At 44.2% G+C, this 19,810-nt stretch carries 18 protein-coding genes and 1 pseudogene; 14 read left to right on the top strand and 5 right to left on the bottom strand.

The window, feature by feature from the left end; translation table 11 throughout:
* Nucleotides 1-670: 670 nt before the first annotated feature.
* Together katA and ASG85_RS30700 are read left to right on the top strand one after the other, a co-directional pair.
* Complete coding sequence (gene katA, locus ASG85_RS30705; RefSeq protein ID WP_060648779.1) at nt 671-2,122, top strand: catalase KatA; 1,452 nt, start codon at nt 671-673, stop codon at nt 2,120-2,122.
* 102 nt (nt 2,123-2,224) lie between these two features.
* Nucleotides 2,225-2,719 (top strand): hypothetical protein, encoded by a 495-nt coding sequence (locus ASG85_RS30700; RefSeq protein ID WP_060648777.1) that lies wholly within the window; start codon nt 2,225-2,227, stop codon nt 2,717-2,719.
* On the opposite strand, the gene ASG85_RS30695 is transcribed toward ASG85_RS30700, so the two are convergent.
* The 4 genes from ASG85_RS30695 to ASG85_RS30680 form a co-directional block, all read right to left on the bottom strand.
* Nucleotides 2,716-2,934: a hypothetical protein gene (locus tag ASG85_RS30695; RefSeq protein WP_057306523.1), complete on the bottom strand. Its 219-nt coding sequence runs from the start codon at nt 2,932-2,934 to the stop codon at nt 2,716-2,718. The two genes, ASG85_RS30700 and ASG85_RS30695, sit on opposite strands and share 4 nt — an antisense overlap.
* 114 nt (nt 2,935-3,048) lie before the next feature.
* Complete coding sequence (locus ASG85_RS30690) at nt 3,049-4,170, bottom strand: Ger(x)C family spore germination protein (RefSeq protein ID WP_060648776.1); 1,122 nt, start codon at nt 4,168-4,170, stop codon at nt 3,049-3,051.
* Nucleotides 4,163-5,251 carry a GerAB/ArcD/ProY family transporter gene (locus ASG85_RS30685; RefSeq protein WP_060648775.1) on the bottom strand — a complete coding sequence of 363 codons (1,089 nt, stop codon included), beginning with the start codon at nt 5,249-5,251 and terminating at the stop codon, nt 4,163-4,165. The genes ASG85_RS30690 and ASG85_RS30685 overlap by 8 nt, the downstream gene beginning before the upstream one ends.
* An 11-nt stretch (nt 5,252-5,262) precedes the next feature.
* Complete coding sequence (locus tag ASG85_RS30680) at nt 5,263-6,666, bottom strand: spore germination protein (protein ID WP_060648774.1); 1,404 nt, start codon at nt 6,664-6,666, stop codon at nt 5,263-5,265.
* 217 nt (nt 6,667-6,883) lie between these two features.
* On the opposite strand from ASG85_RS30680, the gene ASG85_RS30675 reads away from it, so the two are divergent.
* The 3 genes from ASG85_RS30675 to ASG85_RS30665 all read left to right on the top strand — a co-directional run bounded on the left by ASG85_RS30675 (nt 6,884) and on the right by ASG85_RS30665 (nt 9,153).
* Nucleotides 6,884-7,813 (top strand): DMT family transporter, encoded by a 930-nt coding sequence (locus tag ASG85_RS30675; RefSeq protein WP_060648772.1) that lies wholly within the window; start codon nt 6,884-6,886, stop codon nt 7,811-7,813.
* A gap of 125 nt (nt 7,814-7,938) precedes the next feature.
* Nucleotides 7,939-8,421, top strand: coding sequence for a YhcN/YlaJ family sporulation lipoprotein (locus tag ASG85_RS30670; protein WP_060648771.1), 483 nt, complete (start codon nt 7,939-7,941; stop codon nt 8,419-8,421).
* 117 nt (nt 8,422-8,538) lie between these two features.
* A complete protein-coding gene (locus ASG85_RS30665) occupies nt 8,539-9,153 on the top strand; it encodes a YitT family protein (protein ID WP_321166616.1) in 615 nt (204 codons plus the stop codon).
* 72 nt (nt 9,154-9,225) lie between these two features.
* Here the strand turns inward: ASG85_RS30665 and ASG85_RS30660 are convergent, their stop codons facing one another.
* Entirely contained in the window at nt 9,226-9,597 is a 372-nt protein-coding gene (locus ASG85_RS30660) for a hypothetical protein (RefSeq protein WP_057306516.1), read from the bottom strand.
* Nucleotides 9,598-9,843: 246 nt separating this feature from the next.
* Between ASG85_RS30660 and ASG85_RS30655 the strand changes: the two genes are divergently transcribed.
* The 9 genes and pseudogenes from ASG85_RS30655 to ASG85_RS30615 all read left to right on the top strand — a co-directional run bounded on the left by ASG85_RS30655 (nt 9,844) and on the right by ASG85_RS30615 (nt 19,807).
* Nucleotides 9,844-10,488, top strand: a complete 645-nt coding sequence (locus ASG85_RS30655; protein WP_060648768.1) for a chromate transporter — start codon at nt 9,844-9,846, stop codon at nt 10,486-10,488.
* A gap of 15 nt (nt 10,489-10,503) precedes the next feature.
* Complete coding sequence (locus tag ASG85_RS30650; protein ID WP_060648766.1) at nt 10,504-11,046, top strand: chromate transporter; 543 nt, start codon at nt 10,504-10,506, stop codon at nt 11,044-11,046.
* Between the two features lie 222 nt (nt 11,047-11,268).
* The gene (pckA, locus tag ASG85_RS30645) at nt 11,269-12,849 is read left to right on the top strand and encodes a phosphoenolpyruvate carboxykinase (ATP) (protein WP_060648764.1); all 1,581 of its coding nucleotides are present in this window, start codon (nt 11,269-11,271) and stop codon (nt 12,847-12,849) included.
* A gap of 68 nt (nt 12,850-12,917) precedes the next feature.
* Nucleotides 12,918-13,529, top strand: a complete 612-nt coding sequence (locus ASG85_RS30640; protein ID WP_057306512.1) for a helix-turn-helix transcriptional regulator — start codon at nt 12,918-12,920, stop codon at nt 13,527-13,529.
* A 15-nt stretch (nt 13,530-13,544) separates the two neighbouring features.
* A complete protein-coding gene (locus ASG85_RS30635; protein WP_060648763.1) occupies nt 13,545-14,345 on the top strand; it encodes a pyruvate, water dikinase regulatory protein in 801 nt (266 codons plus the stop codon).
* A 41-nt stretch (nt 14,346-14,386) separates the two neighbouring features.
* Entirely contained in the window at nt 14,387-15,352 is a 966-nt protein-coding gene (glpX, locus tag ASG85_RS30630) for a class II fructose-bisphosphatase (RefSeq protein ID WP_060648761.1), read from the top strand.
* 319 nt (nt 15,353-15,671) lie between these two features.
* Complete coding sequence (gene rpoN / locus ASG85_RS30625) at nt 15,672-16,982, top strand: RNA polymerase factor sigma-54 (RefSeq protein WP_057306509.1); 1,311 nt, start codon at nt 15,672-15,674, stop codon at nt 16,980-16,982.
* 104 nt (nt 16,983-17,086) lie between these two features.
* A pseudogene (gene gabT, locus ASG85_RS30620) lies at nt 17,087-18,375 on the top strand (4-aminobutyrate--2-oxoglutarate transaminase); the annotation flags it as partial.
* Between the two features lie 7 nt (nt 18,376-18,382).
* Nucleotides 18,383-19,807: an aldehyde dehydrogenase family protein gene (locus ASG85_RS30615; protein WP_060648760.1), complete on the top strand. Its 1,425-nt coding sequence runs from the start codon at nt 18,383-18,385 to the stop codon at nt 19,805-19,807.
* Nucleotides 19,808-19,810 lie beyond the last annotated feature (3 nt).

The following is a 19,810-nucleotide window of genomic DNA, read 5'->3' as shown; positions in this document are numbered from 1 at the left end:
GTATGGCTTGTAACGATGTTTAACATCGTTACAGATGTCACTGCCGTGGCTATCGCGCACTGCAACGATGATTTTCATCGTTGCAGATGAAAACAGCACTGACATCGGCGCTGCGTGTGGCTTGTAACGATGTTTTACATCGTTACAGTTGTCTCAGTCGTGGCTGTCGTTTTCATCGTTGCAGATGAAAACAGCGCTGACATCGGGGCTGCGTGTGGCTTGTAACGATGTTTTACATCGTTACAGWTGTCTCAGYCGTGGCTGTCGCGCKCTGSAACGATKRTTTTCATCGTTGCAGATGAAAACAGCGCTGACATCGGGCTGCGTGTGGCTTGTAACGATGTTTTACATCGTTACAGATGTCACTGCCGTGGCTGTCGTGCGGAATACGCGCTTTCGGGGAAGCAGCAAGAGCTGAAAGTGCGAAAAAGGTACTTACGAAGACGCGGTCGGAGGGGAATTTAGCCGAAAACGCGAAAAACGCGCTTTCGTAATGCTGCAAGAGCTAATAGTACGAAAACCGAGCTTGCATGGACGCAGCATCATATCATGACAGGTTCTCGAATACATATGAATAAGGGAAATGGAAGGTTGTCACATACATAATCCTGTAAGCGATGAGAGCGCTTAATGCTGAGTTTCAACATTTTACTGAAGAGGTGATTCGAAAATGAGTACAGAAAAAAACAAGCTTACGACCAGCTGGGGAGCTCCGGTTGGGGACAACCAAAACTCGATAACGGCGGGGGCACGGGGGCCGACGTTGATACAAGATGTCCACCTGTTAGAAAAGCTGGCACACTTTAACCGAGAACGCGTACCTGAGCGAGTGGTTCATGCCAAAGGTGCGGGAGCGCACGGTTATTTTGAAGTCACGCAAGATTTGACGAAGTATACGAAAGCGAGCTTGTTCTCAGAGGTAGGCAAGCGTACACCGCTGTTCGTTCGATTTTCGACCGTGGCTGGTGAGAATGGTTCTTCGGACACGGTTCGGGACCCGCGCGGATTCGCAGTGAAATTTTATACCGATGAAGGGAATTATGATTTGGTCGGCAATAATACGCCTGTGTTTTTTATTCGCGACGCGATTAAATTCCCTGACTTTATTCATACACAGAAAAGACACCCCCAAACTCATTTGAAAAATCCAAATGCCGTCTGGGATTTCTGGTCATTATCTCCTGAATCTTTGCATCAAGTGACAATACTAATGTCGGATCGGGGTATTCCCGCAACGCTGAGGCATATGCATGGATTTGGCAGTCATACGTTCAAATGGGTCAATGCTGAGGGTGAAGGTGTGTGGGTGAAATATCATTTTAAAACCGAACAAGGCGTCCAGAACTTAGCTCCAGATGTAGCTGCACAGCTCGCGGCCGACAATCCGGATTATCATACCGAGGACTTGTTTAATGCGATTGATAAAGGAGATTTCCCAGCCTGGAAGCTGTGTGTACAGATCATGCCTCTTGAGGATGCGAATACGTATCGTTTTGATCCTTTTGATGTCACGAAAATTTGGTCGCAGAAAGACTATCCTTTAATTGAAGTTGGGCGCATGGTGCTGGATCGCAACCCGGAAAATTATTTTGCTGAGGTAGAGCAAGCTACATTCTCGCCAGGGACACTCGTACCAGGAATCGATGTATCACCTGATAAAATGCTGCAAGGACGATTGTTTGCTTATGGAGATGCACATCGGTACCGGGTGGGGGCTAATCATCAGGCATTGCCAATAAATCGCCCGCGGAGTGAAGTGAATAACTATCAGCGTGACGGTCAAATGCGTGCGGATAGCAATGGTGGGGGTTCCGTATACTACGAGCCGAACAGCCTTGGCGGACCAAAGGAGACGCCTGCGGACAAACCGGCACCCTACGAAGTGTCTGGGTCGGCGGACAGTGTTGCCTATGATCATCATGATCATTACACGCAACCTGGTGATTTATACCGCTTGTTAAGTGAAGCGGAACGTACTCGTCTTGTTCAAACGATTGTTGGTGCAATGAAACCTGTGGAGTCGGATGAAATTAAGCTCAGACAGATTGGTCATTTCTATAAGGCAGATCCCGAATATGGGATCCGCGTGGCAGAGGGTCTTGGGTTATCCATACCAGAATGAAGTGAATAGTGAGAGGCAGCTACCTTTTCGCCACAAAAGGATAGCTGTCTTTTTTTTATGGCATATGCTAAAGGGAGCAAGGCATAATCCGAAGAGGTGATCATGGTGGGAACTCGTTTATTGTCCGAGAAACTTGTAAGGAATCGTTTTCCGCATCTAAGATATATTAGAATTCATACACCTGAAAAGCATAAAGCGACGATCTACGCTTGGACTGGAGATTTGTATTTACCCGAGAAGGATGCTCAAAGCCTACAGCATTTTGCAAGCGGTTACTTATATCCTTATGTCAACTTTCAAGTCAAGGCATACAGCGCGGTTCAACCCGATAGAGTTCCACAACTGCAAGAAATACCGACAGCAATCATCCAAACAGCGATGCGGAGAGATTTGAATCAATATGGCATCATAGAGGCGATAAACCGGTTATTTCCTTTTGGTCGTTTAAAGTTTAACAGATATCAAGCAGCGGATAGTATCATTCATTTTGATTTCCACGCAATTCGATTACTCCATGATAAAGAAAAAAAGGCCATGTATGACTATTTGCAAGAATTGATTCCCTTAGGCTCCTATTGTGAAGTGACCTTTTATTAAGGCTGACGGCTTGAACGTTCATCAATGCGGAACTCGCTTTCATCCCGTAAATAACTCGTTGCGCCAATCTTTACGGAATGAGTCGTATACTTTTCTACCACGCCTGAAGCAATGAATACTGGAATATCATCCGCTGTATGTTGAATGACAACTACAGTAACTTGCGATAGCGCAGCCGCGAATAATTCCATATCCGTTGACAGTGTCTTGTTCATTGGGCTTTTCACCTCCGTGCTCCTTGTCTCGTTAAGCCATTCCTCTGATTCTAGCACAGGAACATTAACGTTAAAAGAGCCAGAAACAGTTCAAGCAGCTTTCAAGTTAAAAAGCTATCGAATCATACCATAATCACGAATTGTGGTATCAACTTCTACTCGGATATCGGCACGGGGGTAAATGGATTTCCAATTCAAATTGTTCCAATTTTCATAGCTCATACTATTGCGGACGTAAGTTCCGATACCCAAGTTATCCCCGCCGCTGCGCTGCACATGGCTAACTATCGCTTGTAATTTTTCGCGAATGGCTTCGGACAAATCCTGATCTAAATTTTTTTGTTCTTCCGGTTTTTTGAATGTCGATTTTCCTGTATATTCCAATATATTTCCGCTTAAGCGAATACGGATAACGACTTGAGGGATCTTGCTTTCACTCCCCTGCTTGTTAACGATGACTTCTCTTTTGCTGGCGATTGAACTAATCATCGCACTTTCTTTTCGCCCAGATGAACGATTCATGAATGTAATATCGATTTCACCCATTTTGAAGCTTTTATTGAGAATAGCAAATAGTACGGTTTGTTCGGCACTAATTTTGCCAATGTAGCGATCATTTTTGAAAAGGGCAATCCCATCGATTTCAATATTATCACCTTTTACAACTAGCATAGGAGCGATTGGATCCCTACCATCGTCATAATAGTCGCGTACGAAACTGTAGAGAGATACATCAGGAACCTCATGGATTTTGGCCTCTTGGGTTAATAACTGATCAATATGATTCCCGACGGATCGTATTTGTGCATATTTATGGGTCAACATGTCTACAGCACTGCCGTTAACGATGACAATTTTCAGTTTTTCACCAACGGTATAATCGCGGCGATAGGAGTCAAGTTCGTTCCAAATCCCCTGTTTAGCCAAGTCTTTCCCGAACAGAATACTTCTCAATTGCCCTGACACAAGGACTTTGTTAATTTTGCGGGACAATTTGGTCCGCCCATCTTTAGGGGATTCAGCTATGGTTTGCAAAATGTCTGATTGAGGATTGTCTACAGTTCCGGCTTTTGGGATGGCGATAGCTATAGACATGTCCGTTTCAGAAGGTTTTCCATTCTCTTCAAACACGGAGTCCACAGCAGCAGTATCCGACATGCCTAATTTCTCAATGCGATTTTGTTCAACACAACCGGTGAGACTCAATAGGAAGACAACCAATACCCAATTACGCATAATTCCGCCCTCGATATTTGTTAATTAAAAGGATGACCAATAGGAAGATCGGCAGCAAGAAAGCAACCCCTGCTTCAGAAATTCCAAACAGACTTAACCACTGTTCTGTCTTTTCAAGCGCTGAGGGTATGACGAACATGGCAGCTAATGGGAAAATCACTAAAATAACATAGGGCATCCATTGCTTGTTTGAAGTTGGCAGGAGCCATTTTATCGTTTCAAGTGCTGCCCAACTGTATAGGACACTCGTCATGAGAACTCGAAACAAAGTAATATTAAACACGAAATCATCGATTCGTTTTACAAAGGGGAGTTCCACATACGAGAGCAAATTGAGTACAGGATACTTCAAATGCTGAAGTTGATGAAGGCTGAAAAAGCCAAAGGCAACAAACACAGTTAACGTATAAGAAAATGTGGTGATCAGATTTGCAAGTTGAAAAGCACGGATTAAATGCGTTTTTTCATTGGAATATGGAAAAAGCAAAAGGCAAAGTTCATAACCCAGAAAGGCTATGTAAACCTCAATCCACCCTTTGATGGAGTGAGTGGCATCTCTAAACCAGAAGGTAGTCATACGTGATAGATCAAAATCTTCAAAGGTATAAAAAATAAGCAAAAAATTCCAAATAATGATATAAAATGAAAGGACTGCTGTTCTGGAGATACTCATAATGCCCTTAGTTAAAAGCAAGAAAACAAGAATCTCAAACAAAATATACAAATACGCGGGATGGAGTGAGGGGAACGATAACGATTTTAAAATTAATATATATTCTTTACCAACCAAGCTGCCTAGCATTGCCCATAATCCAGCTATAACTCCGAAAAAAGGAACTAAAATGAATTTCGGTAAAGCAGATTGTGAAATTTCGAAAATAGATCTCCCTCTACCAAATTTATAAACGAATGAAATGAGCAGAAGATTGAGAGCGGCAACGGACGAACAGATAAGTAAAGCTGCCCACCCATTTGTACCGATATTCTCAGAAATTAGCCGAGGAAGGCTGATTATGACGACTCCGGTTTGAGCGAAGTTTGCCATAATGGTGGTCTGATAAAATGGAAGCTTAGCACGCATGAGTGTCTCCTTCATTCGTTCGGATTATTAGTGGTAGGCTTTTTGAGTTTGGTCAAAATCTGAATGGGTGCTCGGATAATGAGTTCTAACCATCGAATTGGTTTCGAAGGTGCAATTGGGTATAAATAAGAGATGCCGAACATGTTAAACCCAGAAAGCTGAATCATAATAAAGCTGAGTCCAAACACCAGGCCGAAATTTCCGAGGAGACCGGCCATTATAATGATCGCAAATCGCAGCAAGCGAATTGAAGAACTCATGATATAGCTTGGAACGACGAAGGAAGCGATAGCCGAAATAGCTATCGATATAATGAGGATATTGCTTGTAATGCCAGCCTGAACGGCCGCTTGTCCGATGACGATCCCGCCGACGGTACCAATGGTCTGACCGATTTTGGTAGGTAAACGCGCACCTGCTTCGCGAAGCAGCTCAATCGTCATTTCCATAACGATGGCTTCTATAAGAGGGGAGAACGGCACTTTATTACGGGATTCCATTAAGTTTAACAGCAGGGACGATGGAATCATTTCATAATGATAAGTGACTATAGATACATAAAATGCAGTGAAGCAAAGTGTGATGAATAAGGCAATGAACCGTAAAATGCGAACCGCAGAAGCAACGGCCCATGGCTGATAATAATCGTCAGGTGATGAGAAAAATTCAATAAACGAGGTTGGTGCGCTGAATGCGACTGGACTCCCGTCAAGCAACCCCACTATTTTGCCGCTTGTCAACTTGTCTGCCATATGATCAGGTCGAACGCTTGTTAGGAATAGAGGGAAAATCGCTAGTTTGCTGGGTGTTAAATGTTGCACAAGTGTATTCGTATCATAGATGGTTTGGATATCAAGCTTTTCAATCATTTCATTTAATTGCTGCAAATGCGCTGGTTCTGCAAGTTCCTCTATATAGAGGAGAACCATCGTCGTTCCTGTTCTTGTACCGATTGTGTAGGTGATTGCTTTTAAAGCAGGGTCCTTGATACGCCTCCGTATCAAAGACAAATTCGTACTGAGCGACTCAGTGAAAGAGTCCATGGGACCATTAATGACGCTTTCTGTCTCTGAATTTTGAATGGATCGAGATTCAGGCGCGTAAGCTTCGTGTAAGTACCCTCTATTTTTATAGAAAATAGCGATGTTTCCACCCAAAATGCCAGTAACTAACTCGCTTGCTTGCAGCTTAGTTATATACGAAGACTGGCTCAGAATAGCGACCATATCAGCGTCTTTCCTATTGAAAAGCTCTATGGCATCTTTTCTTAAAGTCTCTGAGCTGACAAGGTGACCAAAATAAATGATATCGATTTGCGGAAGCGGGAGGTGCAAATGAGATAAATCCGAGCAATCGCTGAGCAATTGCAACGTTTGCTCTAACAGACTAGGAGCACTCTTCAAGTCTCCGTTCATGCTTATCGATCTCCTTCCTCGCTGTGATTCAGGACTGCCCAATATTTCCATCCTTTATTATGTTTCTTTTTCGAATTCGCTATTCGACTTCACGGAAACGATCCCAATCAGGAGTCTTATTTTCCATACATCGCCTTGTGGGTTGAATCATATGGTATCATGATGAATGAATAAGTGATTGATCCAACAGTTTTACAAAAAAGGAGCTCGAATCTATATGATCAAACATTCTCCCTACATTCTGTTAGTTCTCGCCACATGTATATGGGGAGGCAATTTTGTTGCTGGCAAGGCGCTTGTCCTTCACATTCCGCCGATTACGCTAGCTGCATTACGTTGGAGTATTGCTTTTATTTGTCTTCTTCCTTTCTTTGGTAGGCAGGCTTGGCAGCTAAGATCTGAGTTTCTCCGCAGCTGGAAAATGATTCTTTTTCTGTCGGCAACCGGTGTTGCCGGATTCAATACGTTAACCTATGTAGCTGTCCAATATACAGGTTCGATTAATGCATCGTTAATGAATTCGGCTACACCCATCATAGTTGTGCTTTTAACCTGGCTAGTTATGAAAGAGCGCTTCGCTTGGTCGGCTTTACCTGGAATTGTGGTCTCCATGGCTGGTGTGAGCTGGATTATTAGTCGAGGGAGTGTGTCGGCGCTGTTGAGTCTTTCCTTTAACAAAGGCGACCTGTTCATGCTAGTGGCCGTTTTGTGTTGGGCTCTATATTCGGTGGGTATGAAAAAGATGTCAGGACGATTCCCATCCAGTCCTTTTTTACTGATTCAAATGACTGTGGCTTTAGTGCTGCTGCTTCCGCTTTCGGCAGTGGAATGGGCGCTGAAGTCGCCGCATGTTGACTGGAGTCCACCTCTTGTAACAGGACTTATTTATATTGGTTTGTTTGCTTCGATTGTTGCTTTCTTGAGCTGGAATCGTGCCATTGAGCTTGCTGGACCTCAGCGTTGTGCGGGTTTTCTGAATTTGATTCCGATGTTCAGCGCCGTTTTTGCAACTGCTTTTACGGGGGAATCGTTAAGGATGTATCATCTTTTAGGGGCTATTTGGATCGTGGTTGGGGTGTATATCACGAATTATGAAATTAAGAAGCAGCAAATGAAGGGCGCAAGAATAGAGATAGCAAAAACCTAGCGGGGCTTCGCTAGGTTTTTTTCATTGAATCGATTTTCTTTGAATGATGTAGATGAATATGAAAATGATTGGTAAAGCATACTAAACACAAACACATTAAGAATAAAACAGATAAGGGGTGTAAGATGTTTGTAACCAAAGGCTCTCATAAAGTTTTGATTTTGACCGCAGCGACCATGTCGATACTACTTTCGGGATGTGCAGCTAAACCAAATAAACAAAGCCAGCAAAATACATCAATTAAGCAGCAACAAGTTCAACAACCAGGTAATGAGGATAATCGCATCCAAATAGCGAAGGAAGCGGCAGCTAAAATCACAGAGCTAGACAGCGTAAAACAAGCAAATGTTCTTGTTACCAAAAGAAAAGCCTATGTTGCAGCTTTACTAAAAAACGACCAACAATTAACACGTGAAATAGAAGACCAAATTGCCAATAAAGTCAGAGCAACGGATCCGAATATTCAGAATGTTTACGTTTCAACAAGTCCGGAAATGGCGGACCGATTCAATACTTATGTGCTTGATGTTCAACAGGGAAGACCAGTAGCCGGTTTTGTTGATCAGTTTAAAGAGATCGTAGCTAGAGTTTTCCCGACCGCCAAATAATTTCTTATGAGGGATGGAAATCATTAATGAGCAGGCAGCCGGCATTTTTAGTGGCTGCCTGCTGCGTTTAACTTTCATTTTCAAAAGATTAGATTCTTTTATTTCAGGTAACAGCATATGAATCAGACAAGCCTTTTACAGGAGCTGGTTTGTTTGCTTTCGTTACAAAAAAATGTAGCAATCATTTTGGGGAGTTTACTAATCTCAATGGGTATCAATTTTTTTCTTATGCCTTTTAAGGTACTAGATGGCGGGCTCATTGGAATTGCTCTTATTATCAATTATTTATTTGGACTCAAAGTGGGACTGGTTATGTTTTTGTGCAGCATTCCTATTTTTATTTTGGTGTGGTTCCATTTCAGTGATATGTTTTACAATAGCATGTATGGATTATTTTTTTCTTCATTCGTTATCGATTTCTTTGGACAATACCGCGATCTTTTCTTATATTATGTGGATTTAACACCATTTAGCAGTTCCTTGATCGGCGGATTTTTTGTAGGTACTGGAATTGGAATCATGCTGCGTTATGAAACGAGCACCGGAGGGACGGACTTGCTGGCTCAATATTTTTCCAAATGGGTTCCTATAAATGTGGGATTAATTGTTTTTATAATCGATGGTATGATTATCTGCCTTGGCGGACTACTGCTTTCGGCTGAAACATTCCTGCTTTCCATCCTTACAATTACCGCAGGCGGGATAGCGACGAGTCTTTGTACAATGAAATAACCAACGAAATATTTATGTGGAATATGCAAAAAACTGCGTTCCCTACAATCGTAGAGAACGCGGTTTTTTGTCTTAATCGATTTTCTCCATATGTGCATGATTGCGGCGAAGAAGATCAACAGCAGCCGGATAATCAACATCGCTGACTTTGGCTGAAAGTACATAATGAAGAGCATCTTCATCCTCATTCTTATCCCAATATGCATCCGAAGAATGTGTTTCGACTGTTGGCATAACACCTACAATTCCGACACCACTGTTCAGATTCGTTTCTCCGCCAGTTCCAACTCCGTCTACAAAAGGCAGCAGTACGCGTCCGGTGCCATTGTAGCCGTCTGGCAATCTGCCAACTTCGAGCATGTCCGGACTGTACTTCAGCAGTAGAATCCTCGCATGCTCAGCTTGATTTTCAGTGTGAAAATAGGCTTGAATCATTCGGCTCATGAAGAATCACTCCTTATAAAAGGTGATGGTAAGGTTGTTCTTATTGAAACTTACCCTGTGAGTGGAAGAAGCCTACCTTTCAACCAAAATAAATTAAACTTAGTGTAATAATCGGGATGATCGGGATTGAATTAGACGTTAATCCTGCATTATAAGCGATATTGAGAGAAGGGATTAAATCTTTTGATTGGACAATTCATTGTCTTTAGTTCAAAATAGAATTAAGTGCAGGGGAGGTCAACCAACATGCCGATGAATAACTTTCGTCATTTATTACGTATTTTTTGGACGTTTCTTCGTATAAGTCCACTCACATTCGGTGGTGGTTATGCCATGCTGCCAGCCATCCATAGAGAAGTGGTCGTTACGAACAAGTGGATGACCGACGATGAGATGTCGGAACTGCTTGCTATTTCAGGTGCCGCTCCGGGTGGTGTAGGTGTTAATGTATCAGCTTTAGTAGGGTATCATTTAGCAGGAATAAGAGGAGCTGTAGCAGCCGTCATCGGCATTACGCTTCCTACTTTTTTTATCGTGATACTGCTTAGTATCATTTACACTTTCCTTCAAAGTTATCCCAAGATGCAAGCCATTATGGAAGGAATCCATGCCGCTATCGTAGGATTGATTGCTGCCGCTGCTTACAAAATGGCGAAATCATCTATTATAGATAAAATGACGCTAATAGCTGCAGTTAGTACCGTTCTTCTGCTGATCTTCATACCGATATCCCCCATTTTAATGATTATATTCGGCGTACTGGTCGGGATTGCCGTTGTTTTCTTGAAACAACGCTGGGGAATGAAGAATCCGATCAAGAGGCAAGAGGACACAATGTCAGGGAACAAAAGCAATCGTGCTGCCGACTATTTCATCGCAGACGGGATTTGAGGAATGAGGTGAACTATGCTTTTAAGTTTGTTTATTACTTTCTTTAAAATTGGCATGATCTCATTCGGTGGCGGTTACGCCATGATGCCTGTTATCCAACGTGAGGTAGAGAGGCATCAATGGCTCAATTCAGATGATTTTAATAACGTCATATCCTTAGCAGGTACAGGACCTGGACCGATTGCAACGAATAGTGCCACATTAATCGGTTTCCATACAGCCGGTGTGCCCGGCGCTATTGCAGCTACGCTAGGGATGGTTTTGCCATCACTTATACTTATCATTGTATTAGCTGCTTTCTTATATAAATGGCACGCGAATAAATGGTTTAAATCTTCTTTCTACGGTTTGAAACCGGTAGTAACGGGCTTTATCATCTTTGCAGCGATACACTTCGGGTGGTCAGGGTTAGGTCCAGTGAAGTACCAAATAACTTGGGACCAAATTGCGACGGTGCTTATCGCGGTAGGTGCCTTCTTGGCAATTATTAAATATAAGCTTCATCCTTTTATGGTCATCGTATTTGCTGGTATTTTGGGCATTGTTTTTTTTCAGTGAATTATAAAGCGTCTTCTAACAGGGCTCTCTTTTCATTCCTTCAGATGGGGTGAAAGGAGAGTTTTTCGTATTATTGTGTATTATTTGTGTCGAATAGTGATAAAAAATATTTTATGTGCTATAAACAATATTATATTCACTTATTTCGTTATATAATGTACACTATATAACAAATAGAACACACTATATAAAAAATGCTTTATTGATGAGAGGAATGGGAGAATGAGCATAGAACTAAAGGTTGAACAGCTAAGAGCAGGTGCCACCCACTACAATTTGTCAGTGTCAGAGCTAATGAGAATGAGCATCGAGCGTAAAGAAGGAACTTTCGCGTCCTCTGGAGCGCTTCAAGTGAACACTGGTAAGTATACAGGGCGTTCTCCCAAGGACAAATACATTGTAAATGAAGCTTCTGTAACTGATCATATCGATTGGGGAGCTGTGAATCAGCCGATGTCGGAGCAGCAGTTCGAGCGGCTGTATCAAAAAGCGCAAGACTACATGGCAAAGAAAGAATTGTTCATCTTTGATGGGTTCGCAGGAGCAGATTTGGCGTACAGGCTGCCGATTCGAGTTGTCAATGAGTATGCTTGGCACAATTTGTTCGCAAAGCAACTGTTTATCCGTCCTACTAAGATTGAACTGATGGCACATAAACCGGAGTTCACAGTCATTGCTCTGCCCGGCTTAAAAGCCGATCCTCTCACCGACGGTACCAGATCAGAAACGTTCATCTGCCTCTCCTTTGAGAAAAAGATCGTACTGATTGGGGGTACGGAGTACGCTGGTGAAATGAAGAAATCCATTTTTAGCGTTTTGAATTATATCTTGCCTGGGCAAGAAGTTCTACCTATGCATTGCTCGGCCAATGTCAGTGAAGAAGGAAATGTAGCTTTGTTCTTCGGGTTATCTGGCACGGGGAAAACGACTCTTTCCGCAGATCCGAATCGTCGTCTCATTGGCGATGATGAGCACGGCTGGTCGGAGACGGGTGTGTTTAATTTCGAGGGAGGCTGCTACGCAAAATGCGCTGGCCTTACCGAAGAGAAGGAGCCGCAGATTTGGCAGGCGATCCGATTCGGCACTGTTTTGGAGAATGTGGTGCTTGATCCTTCCAGCGGCATTGCCGAATACGGCAATACGCAGATTACGGAGAATACACGTGCAGCCTATCCTTTGGAATATATCCCTGGAGTGAAGATTCCGGGAACCGGCGGTCACCCTGATGTCATCATGTTCCTGACGGCAGATGCTTCCGGAGTTCTGCCTCCTATATCCAAGCTGACAAAAGAACAAGCGATGTACCACTTCTTGTCTGGCTACACGTCAAAGCTTGCTGGTACGGAACGTGGAGTTACGGAACCGGAAGCCACCTTCTCTACATGTTTTGGGGCGCCTTTCCTGCCGCTTCGTCCTAACGTTTATGCACAGATGCTGGGGCGTAAGATCGAAGAACATAAGGCCAACGTGTACCTCATTAACACAGGTTGGGTCGGCGGTTCCTATGGCGAAGGCAAACGTATGAATTTAGGTTATACAAGAGCAATGGTTACAGCTGCTCTAAACGGCAGCTTGGAGCAGACGACGTTCACGGAAGCTCCCTTCTTCGGTCTGTTATGTCCTGATGCTGTTCCAGGGGTTCCAAGCGAGCTCTTGCTGCCAAGGAACACTTGGCAAGATCAAAGTCAATATGACGTCAAGGCGAAGGAATTAGCGCAGCGTTTTATCCATAACTTCCAAAAATTCGCGGGTGTCGATGAACGTATCATCGCAGCTGGACCTAAGATTTCAAACGAAGTTTAGATGGGTTAGAATAGGTAAGACATGAATGATGAAGGGAGGGAAATATCATAGAGCTTACATCCCGACAGATGGAAATGATCGATCTCGTCAAAAAGCATGCACCTATTACAGGGGAACGAATAGCTGAATTGCTTGGAATTAGCCGTCCAACCATTCGTTCCGACCTTGCTGTTTTGGTTATGCTTCGCTATATTGACGCCAAACCAAAAGTTGGATATTTCCTAGGAACGGCTGCTCTGGAAGTAGATTCACCATTCAAACATATAGAAGCAGTAAGAGTAAAGGATGTAATGGGAATCCCTATTGTTCTAAGGGAAACTGTCACCGTAAGCGATGCTGTAGTCACTCTTTTTCTCGAAAATGTAGGAAGCTTGATTATCGTGAATATGCAAGGGACTTTAGCTGGTATTGTTACACGGAAGGACTTGCTAAAGGTTACGCTTGGGCAGGCGACAGCAAATACGATGCCCGTTTCACTAGTCATGACTAGGCATCCGAATGTTGTGACGGTAAACCCGGAAGACAGTGTATTAGAAGCAGCGCGGAAAATGATTCATCATCAAGTGGATGGGCTGCCTGTGGTTAAGAGTGAGGCTGATCAAGAGCCAGGTGAAGTGGTTGGCCGAATTACGAAAACAACAATGACCAAATTGCTGCTTGATGTGGCGCTGGGGACTTAATCAGGGGGAGTGTAAGTGGGAGAGAAGATCCATACGATTTTCGTTTGTTCGGATTCAGTGGGGGAAACGGCGAATACTGTCGTACAAGCAACGATCCGCCAATTTAATGCAAGCCAAGTGCAAGTCAGACGTTTCGGATCGATCCGAACGGAAGATGAAGTACGCGCTTTAGTAGAAGAGGCAGCGAAAGTGGATGGGTTCATTGCTTATACGCTAGTACTACCTGAGCTTAGAGAGATGATGCGGCAGGAAGCCATACGTTTAAGTGTAAATGCCATTGATATCATGGGACCCATGATGCAGGCTTTCATAGATACCTTTAAGGGTTCTCCGAAGCGGAAAGTCGGTCTGCTTTATCAGCTGGATGAACAATATTACCAACGGGTAGAAGCGGTCGAGTTCACGGTAAACAGTGACGATGGCAAGGACCCAAGCGCTATGAAACAAGCACAGATTATTTTAATTGGACCTTCCCGAACTTCTAAAACGCCACTGAGCATTTATTTGGCGCACAAAGGCTATAAGGTGGCGAATTACCCGCTTGTTCCTGAGGTAAAGCCGCCTGCAATTATATATGAGCTAGACCCGAGTAAATTGATTGGTTTGACGATGAGTCCCGAGCATCTGGTACGTATTCGTACGGAACGTCTGAAAGCGGTCGGACTTCCTTTTGGCGCTAAATATGCGACAGGGGAGCGAGTCGAAGAAGAGTTGGCATTCGCAATGAAATTATATCGTGAGCTTGGTTGTAAGATTATCGATGTAAGTGAGAAGGCCATTGAAGAAACGGCTGGCCTGATTCTAGCAGACAGATAGCCAGGAAGCCAACATTTCCTAATAGAAAGGGTGAATGATGTATGCAAAGAGATTTGTCTCTGGAAATTGTGCGAGTAACAGAATCTGCAGCTTTGGCGTCCGCACGTTGGACGGGAAAAGGGAATAAACACAGCGCTGACGAGGCAGCAACTTCTGCTATGCGTTCTATTTTTAGCTCCATTCCTTTTCGAGGAACGGTTGTCATTGGTGAAGGTGAGATGGATGAAGCCCCGATGCTGTTCATCGGTGAGTCTTTAGGAAATGGGTTGGGTCCCGAATATGATGTGGCTGTTGATCCGCTCGAAGGTACCGATATTGTAGCTAGCGGCAGGAGTAATGCCCTTTCCGTGGTAGCCATAGCTGAGAAAGGGAACCTGCTGCATGCACCGGATATGTATATGGAGAAGCTGGCAGTAGGACCGCGGTTGGTTGGCAAATTGAATTTGGATGACCCCTTAGAACTAACGATTAGAAAGGCCGCTCTTGAGTTACAAAAAGAGATAACAGAGCTGACTGTCTCCATCTTGGATCGCAAAAGACATGCTGAAAAAATCCTTGTTTTACGGACGTTAGGTGTAAAAATTCATTTACTGAATGATGGCGATGTGGCGGGTGCTATGGCTGCGGCTTTCCCTGAAACGGGCATTGATCTGCACGTGGGATCCGGAGGCGCACCGGAAGGGGTACTCGCCGCGGCTGCACTACGTTGTATGGGAGGCGAATTTCAAGGACGGCTTCTTCCTGATAACGAAGAAGAAATACAACGATGCAAGAAAATGGGGATTGCTGATCCATCCAAAGTGCTTGGAATGCGCGAGTTAGTAGGCGAATCTGACATTTATTTCGCTGCAACCGGTGTGACCTCGGGCGACTTCCTGAGCGGAGTTAAATTTCTATTTGGCGGTCGCGCAGAAACACATTCTGTCGTTATGAGGGCGCAAACACAGACGGTCCGTTTCATCCAATGCGTGCATCAGATGCATGAGTACCACCTCGGGAGCGCCTGAGCAGACATTAAGGGACTACATAAACGCATGCAAAGAAATCTCTCTTTGGTATAAGGAGAGATTTCTTTGTGTTTAAAAATAGAACAACTTTATGTGATATTGTAATCCCTTGGCACGATTATTGCTTGATAAAAAGAAGGGGAAGCGTCATCATACGTCTGGAGATGATAAGCAGGCGAGCTGTAGGATGTTACCATAAGCAAAATGGGTTTAAATAGAGCTATAATTGATTTATAATAATCGTAAGCGTTTTCAATAAAAGGGACTTATGCTCAACACGAAAAGTATTGCCATGGCAAAACTCAAGGAGGAACCAGGTATGAGAACAGGCTATAGTCTAACACAAGTGCAGAACCAAAAGCTAACGATGACTCCTGAACTGCAACAGTCCATTCATATATTGCAATTATCAAGCTATGAGTTATCGCAGTACCTCCAAGAGCAAGCCTTGGAAAATCCCATACTGGACATCGAATCATTCACAAGTTCTCATTTGAAATCGGGTAAATCTTCACAAATGGCGGGGTCAATCACAGATCCGCTATGGAAGGCGAAGGCGAGGGAGGAAACATTGGAGCAGTGGCTTCTTAGCCAACTGCGGATAGCAGGGGTTTCCGAAACCTTATATCAGACGGCAGCCTATCTGGCAGGAAATTTAGATGATAGAGGTTATTTACCCCTTTCTATTACGGAAGTAAGCTCGTTTTTGAATAAGCCTAAAGAAGTTGTCGAAGAAGCACTAGCTTGCATACAGTCCCTGGATCCGCCGGGCGTAGGAGCAAGAGACTTGCAGGAATGCTTATTGCTGCAGATTTCTAAGGATCATGCCGCACCGCATGGCACTTTTGAAGTGGTCAGCCAATGTATGCAGCAGCTTGCTCAAATGAAGCTGGATAAGATTGCGGTGCAATTAGGTGTAACACTCATGCAAGTGAAGGAGATCGTCACCTATATTCGTAGTTTGAATCCACGACCTGGTATGGCCTTCAGCTGGATCGAAGAATCTTATATCATTCCCGATGCTACTATTTATAAAGAACATGGGAACATCGTGATCCAAATGAATGCGGGCGCAGTCCCAAAGACCTCAGTTAATACGAACTATTATAATCATATCCAGCATGCAGGTTGTAAAGAATCGGTGTCCTTTCTGAAAGAAAAATGGAAAACAGCCGATTGGATTGTGCGCAGCCTGGAGCAGCGGAAGATGACCCTGTACCGGGTCATTCGGGCTATTTTTGAAGAACAGCTGACGTTTTTAGAGATCGGCGAACGTGGCATGAAGCCCTTAACTTTAAAAATGATTTCCGAGAAACTTGACCTCCATGAATCTACGATTAGTAGGACGGTACAAAACAAGTACATTCGTACACCCTATGGCGTGCTTGAGCTTAAATATTTCTTTTCTTCGGGGCTGCAATCAGATGTAGGTGAACTAACGTCTATCAAAACAATCAAGATAAGAATCAAAGAACTCATTTCACAGGAACATAAGAAACAGCCTTATTCTGATCAAAAAGTTGTAGAAATTTTATCGGAAGAGGGCATTCGCATTTCACGCAGAACGGTGACCAAATATCGTGAAGAGCTGCATATTTTATCTTCTGCACTGCGAAAGAATATTTTGTAAGCATAAACCCGCCAGAGGCAATTCCTCTCGGCGGGTTTTTCTTATGCCTTGGGTGCAATTTACGACGAAAATGGGCTGGACATTCCCTATTTGATGGACCGCCGAGAAAAAGATATGTACCTAAAGGGGTTAGCAATAATTCGCCTATTTTTGTTGAAAAAGCAGAAGGGGCTTTATTGCACGACGTAGATGGCAATGTATTTTTAGATTTTGTTGGTGCGATTGGTTCATTAAATGCAGGGCACTGCCCGCCGGAAGTAGTACAGGCCATTCAAAAACAAGCAGAATTATATCTGCATACTTGCTTCCATATTGCGATGTACGAACCTTACGTGCAGCTTGCCAAGAAATTAGATGAAATTACGCCAGGTAACTTCGAGAAAAAGACGATTTTTCTTAACAGTGGCGCGGAAGCAGTAGAAAATGCGGTGAAGATCGCTCGGAAATACACAGGGAAAACAGGTATCGTCTCGTTTACTCGCGGGTTTCATGGACGTACATTACTTGGTATGTCACTGACTAGTAAAGTAAAGCCATATAAATTTAATATGGGACCCTTTGCCCCTGCGACCTATAAAGCTCCGTTCCCGTATCCCTTCAACCGTCCTGCATCGATGACGGAGGAAGAATATGCCGACTTTTGCCTGAAGCAGTTTGAAGACTTCCTATTTACGGAAGTGCCCCAGAAGAGATTGCCGCAGTTATTATGGAGCCTGTACAGGGAGAGGGCGGCTTTATAGTGCCTCCTAAATCTTTTGTGCAAGGTGTGTATAAAATCTGTAAGCAGAATGACATTCTTTTTATCGCGGATGAGATTCAGACGGGTTTTGGACGGACAGGTACGATTTTTGCCTCCAGTCAATTCGGTATTGAGCCGGATTTAATGACGTTATCTAAATCAATTGCGGCGGGACTTCCCATTAGCGCAGTGGTAGGCAGAGCGGGAATTATGGATGCACCTGGACCTGGTGAAATCGGGGGCACCTACGGTGGGAGCCCGTTAGGCTGCGTTGCTGCTTTGGCTGTTATTGAAATGATGGAACGAGACGACCTTCCAGGGAAATCCAAAATCATTGGCGATAAAATTCGCAGTTTCTTTATAGCATTGCAAGAAGATGTTCCACATATTGCTGATGTAAGAGGACTTGGAGCGATGTGCGGTATTGAGTTTGTGGATCCCGTGACGGGTAAACCCTCCAAAGAACTGGTAGCTAGCTGCGTAAAAGCCTGCTATGAAGCGGGCGTAATCGTTCTAAGCGCAGGAGTTCAAGGTAACGTTCTGCGATTCCTCACGCCGCTGGTCATTACAGGTGAGCAGCTTCAAGAAGGACTGGATATTATCGGCGATGTTCTGAGGAAGTTAGTTCTGGCCAAATTAACGATGGGGGTATGATGTTCGTATGAAAAAACATTTATTTATTAATGGAAAATGGAAAGAAGCAGCCGTTTATACCGATTTATTTTCACCTTATTCGGGGGAACTTATAGCTCAGGTAGCTCAAGCAGATGATGAGGATGCAGAAGACGCGATCCAGGCAGCCGAGGCTGCAAGTACGATTATGAAGAAAATGCCTGCACACGAACGCGCAGCAATTTTGGAGAAAACTGCGCTTCTGATGGAAGAGCGCAAAGAGGAATTAGCCCGTCTGCTGGCGATGGAAGCGGCCAAACCGATAAGAACAGGCAGAACAGAAATTTCTCGAACGATTCATACTTATAAATTTGCCGCAGAAGAAGCTAAACGCATTCACGGTGAGACTGTACCGCTAGATGCAGCACCGGGTGGCGAGGGGCGTCTAGCGTTCACCGTTCGTAAACCGCTTGGCATTGTGGGAGCCATAACACCATTTAATTTCCCATTCAACCTTGTTGCCCATAAAGTGGGGCCAGCGATTGCTGCCGGCAATACGGTTGTATTGAAACCAGCAGGTCAAACACCGTTAAGCTCACTTGCGCTAGCTGAGATCATGCTTGAAGCTGGTTTACCTGCAGGGGCACTTAACGTCATTCCGGGCAAAGGATCAGTCATTGGTGAGATGCTGGTACGTGATCGAAGAATTGCGGCTATTACGTTTACAGGCAGTCCTGAAGTGGGCATTGCGATGAGGAATAAAGCAGGTCTTAAACGAGTCACCCTTGAGTTAGGATCCAATTCAGCCGTAATCATAGACAGCAATGTGGAAATAACGCAACAGCTAGTGGATCGTTGTGTGCTGGGAGCATTCTCGTTCAGCGGTCAAGTGTGCATCTCCATTCAACGTATTTATGTTCATGAACGCCAATACGAAGTGTTTGCAGCTATGTTCAAAACCGCGGTAGAGAGATTGGTCATTGGTGATCCGCTTGAGGAAGCTACTGATATGTCGGCATTAATCTCCACGAAAGAGGTTGACCGCATCGCGAGCTGGGTATCCGCTGCAATAGCAGGTGGAGCGATTGCTCTGTCCGGAGGCAAAGCGCTGTCATCGAGCCTATTTCCGCCAACGATACTGACAAATGTTGCTGAAACAGCAAAGGTCTCGTGCCAAGAGGTCTTCGGACCCGTTGTGACACTGACTCCCTTTACCACGCTGGATGATGCGGTCTTAGCCGTCAATAACTCCCGGTTTGGCCTGCAAGCAGGAATCTACACGAACGATATCAACGCAGCGTTAAGAGCTGCTGAAGATTTAGAGGTAGGCGGCGTGATGATCAACGACATTCCTACCTTCCGCGTCGACAACATGCCCTATGGAGGGCTCAAAGATAGTGGAGTTGGCCGTGAGGGTGTGAAATATGCGGTGGAGGAAATGACTGAGCTGAAGCTAATCAGTCTGAAGTTGTAATCA

Origin of the sequence: Paenibacillus sp. Soil724D2 (assembly GCF_001427935.1) — a bacterium.
Lineage (GTDB): Bacteria > Bacillota > Bacilli > Paenibacillales > NBRC-103111 > Paenibacillus_E.
This window is presented reverse-complemented; position numbering and strand designations above follow the sequence as displayed.

Coding starts and splice junctions, on each gene's coding strand:
- ASG85_RS30685 (WP_060648775.1), bottom strand. CDS start 5,251: ATGCGTGCTAAGCTTCCATTTTATCAGACCACCATTATGGCAAACTTC.
- katA (WP_060648779.1), top strand. CDS start 671: ATGAGTACAGAAAAAAACAAGCTTACGACCAGCTGGGGAGCTCCGGTT.
- pckA (WP_060648764.1), top strand. CDS start 11,269: ATGAGCATAGAACTAAAGGTTGAACAGCTAAGAGCAGGTGCCACCCAC.
- ASG85_RS30660 (WP_057306516.1), bottom strand. CDS start 9,597: ATGAGCCGAATGATTCAAGCCTATTTTCACACTGAAAATCAAGCTGAG.
- ASG85_RS30700 (WP_060648777.1), top strand. CDS start 2,225: ATGGTGGGAACTCGTTTATTGTCCGAGAAACTTGTAAGGAATCGTTTT.
- ASG85_RS30680 (WP_060648774.1), bottom strand. CDS start 6,666: ATGAACGGAGACTTGAAGAGTGCTCCTAGTCTGTTAGAGCAAACGTTG.
- ASG85_RS30640 (WP_057306512.1), top strand. CDS start 12,918: ATGGAAATGATCGATCTCGTCAAAAAGCATGCACCTATTACAGGGGAA.
- rpoN (WP_057306509.1), top strand. CDS start 15,672: ATGAGAACAGGCTATAGTCTAACACAAGTGCAGAACCAAAAGCTAACG.
- ASG85_RS30655 (WP_060648768.1), top strand. CDS start 9,844: ATGCCGATGAATAACTTTCGTCATTTATTACGTATTTTTTGGACGTTT.
- ASG85_RS30615 (WP_060648760.1), top strand. CDS start 18,383: ATGAAAAAACATTTATTTATTAATGGAAAATGGAAAGAAGCAGCCGTT.
- glpX (WP_060648761.1), top strand. CDS start 14,387: ATGCAAAGAGATTTGTCTCTGGAAATTGTGCGAGTAACAGAATCTGCA.
- ASG85_RS30650 (WP_060648766.1), top strand. CDS start 10,504: ATGCTTTTAAGTTTGTTTATTACTTTCTTTAAAATTGGCATGATCTCA.
- ASG85_RS30670 (WP_060648771.1), top strand. CDS start 7,939: ATGTTTGTAACCAAAGGCTCTCATAAAGTTTTGATTTTGACCGCAGCG.
- ASG85_RS30690 (WP_060648776.1), bottom strand. CDS start 4,170: ATGCGTAATTGGGTATTGGTTGTCTTCCTATTGAGTCTCACCGGTTGT.
- ASG85_RS30675 (WP_060648772.1), top strand. CDS start 6,884: ATGATCAAACATTCTCCCTACATTCTGTTAGTTCTCGCCACATGTATA.
- ASG85_RS30665 (WP_321166616.1), top strand. CDS start 8,539: ATGAATCAGACAAGCCTTTTACAGGAGCTGGTTTGTTTGCTTTCGTTA.
- ASG85_RS30695 (WP_057306523.1), bottom strand. CDS start 2,934: ATGAACAAGACACTGTCAACGGATATGGAATTATTCGCGGCTGCGCTA.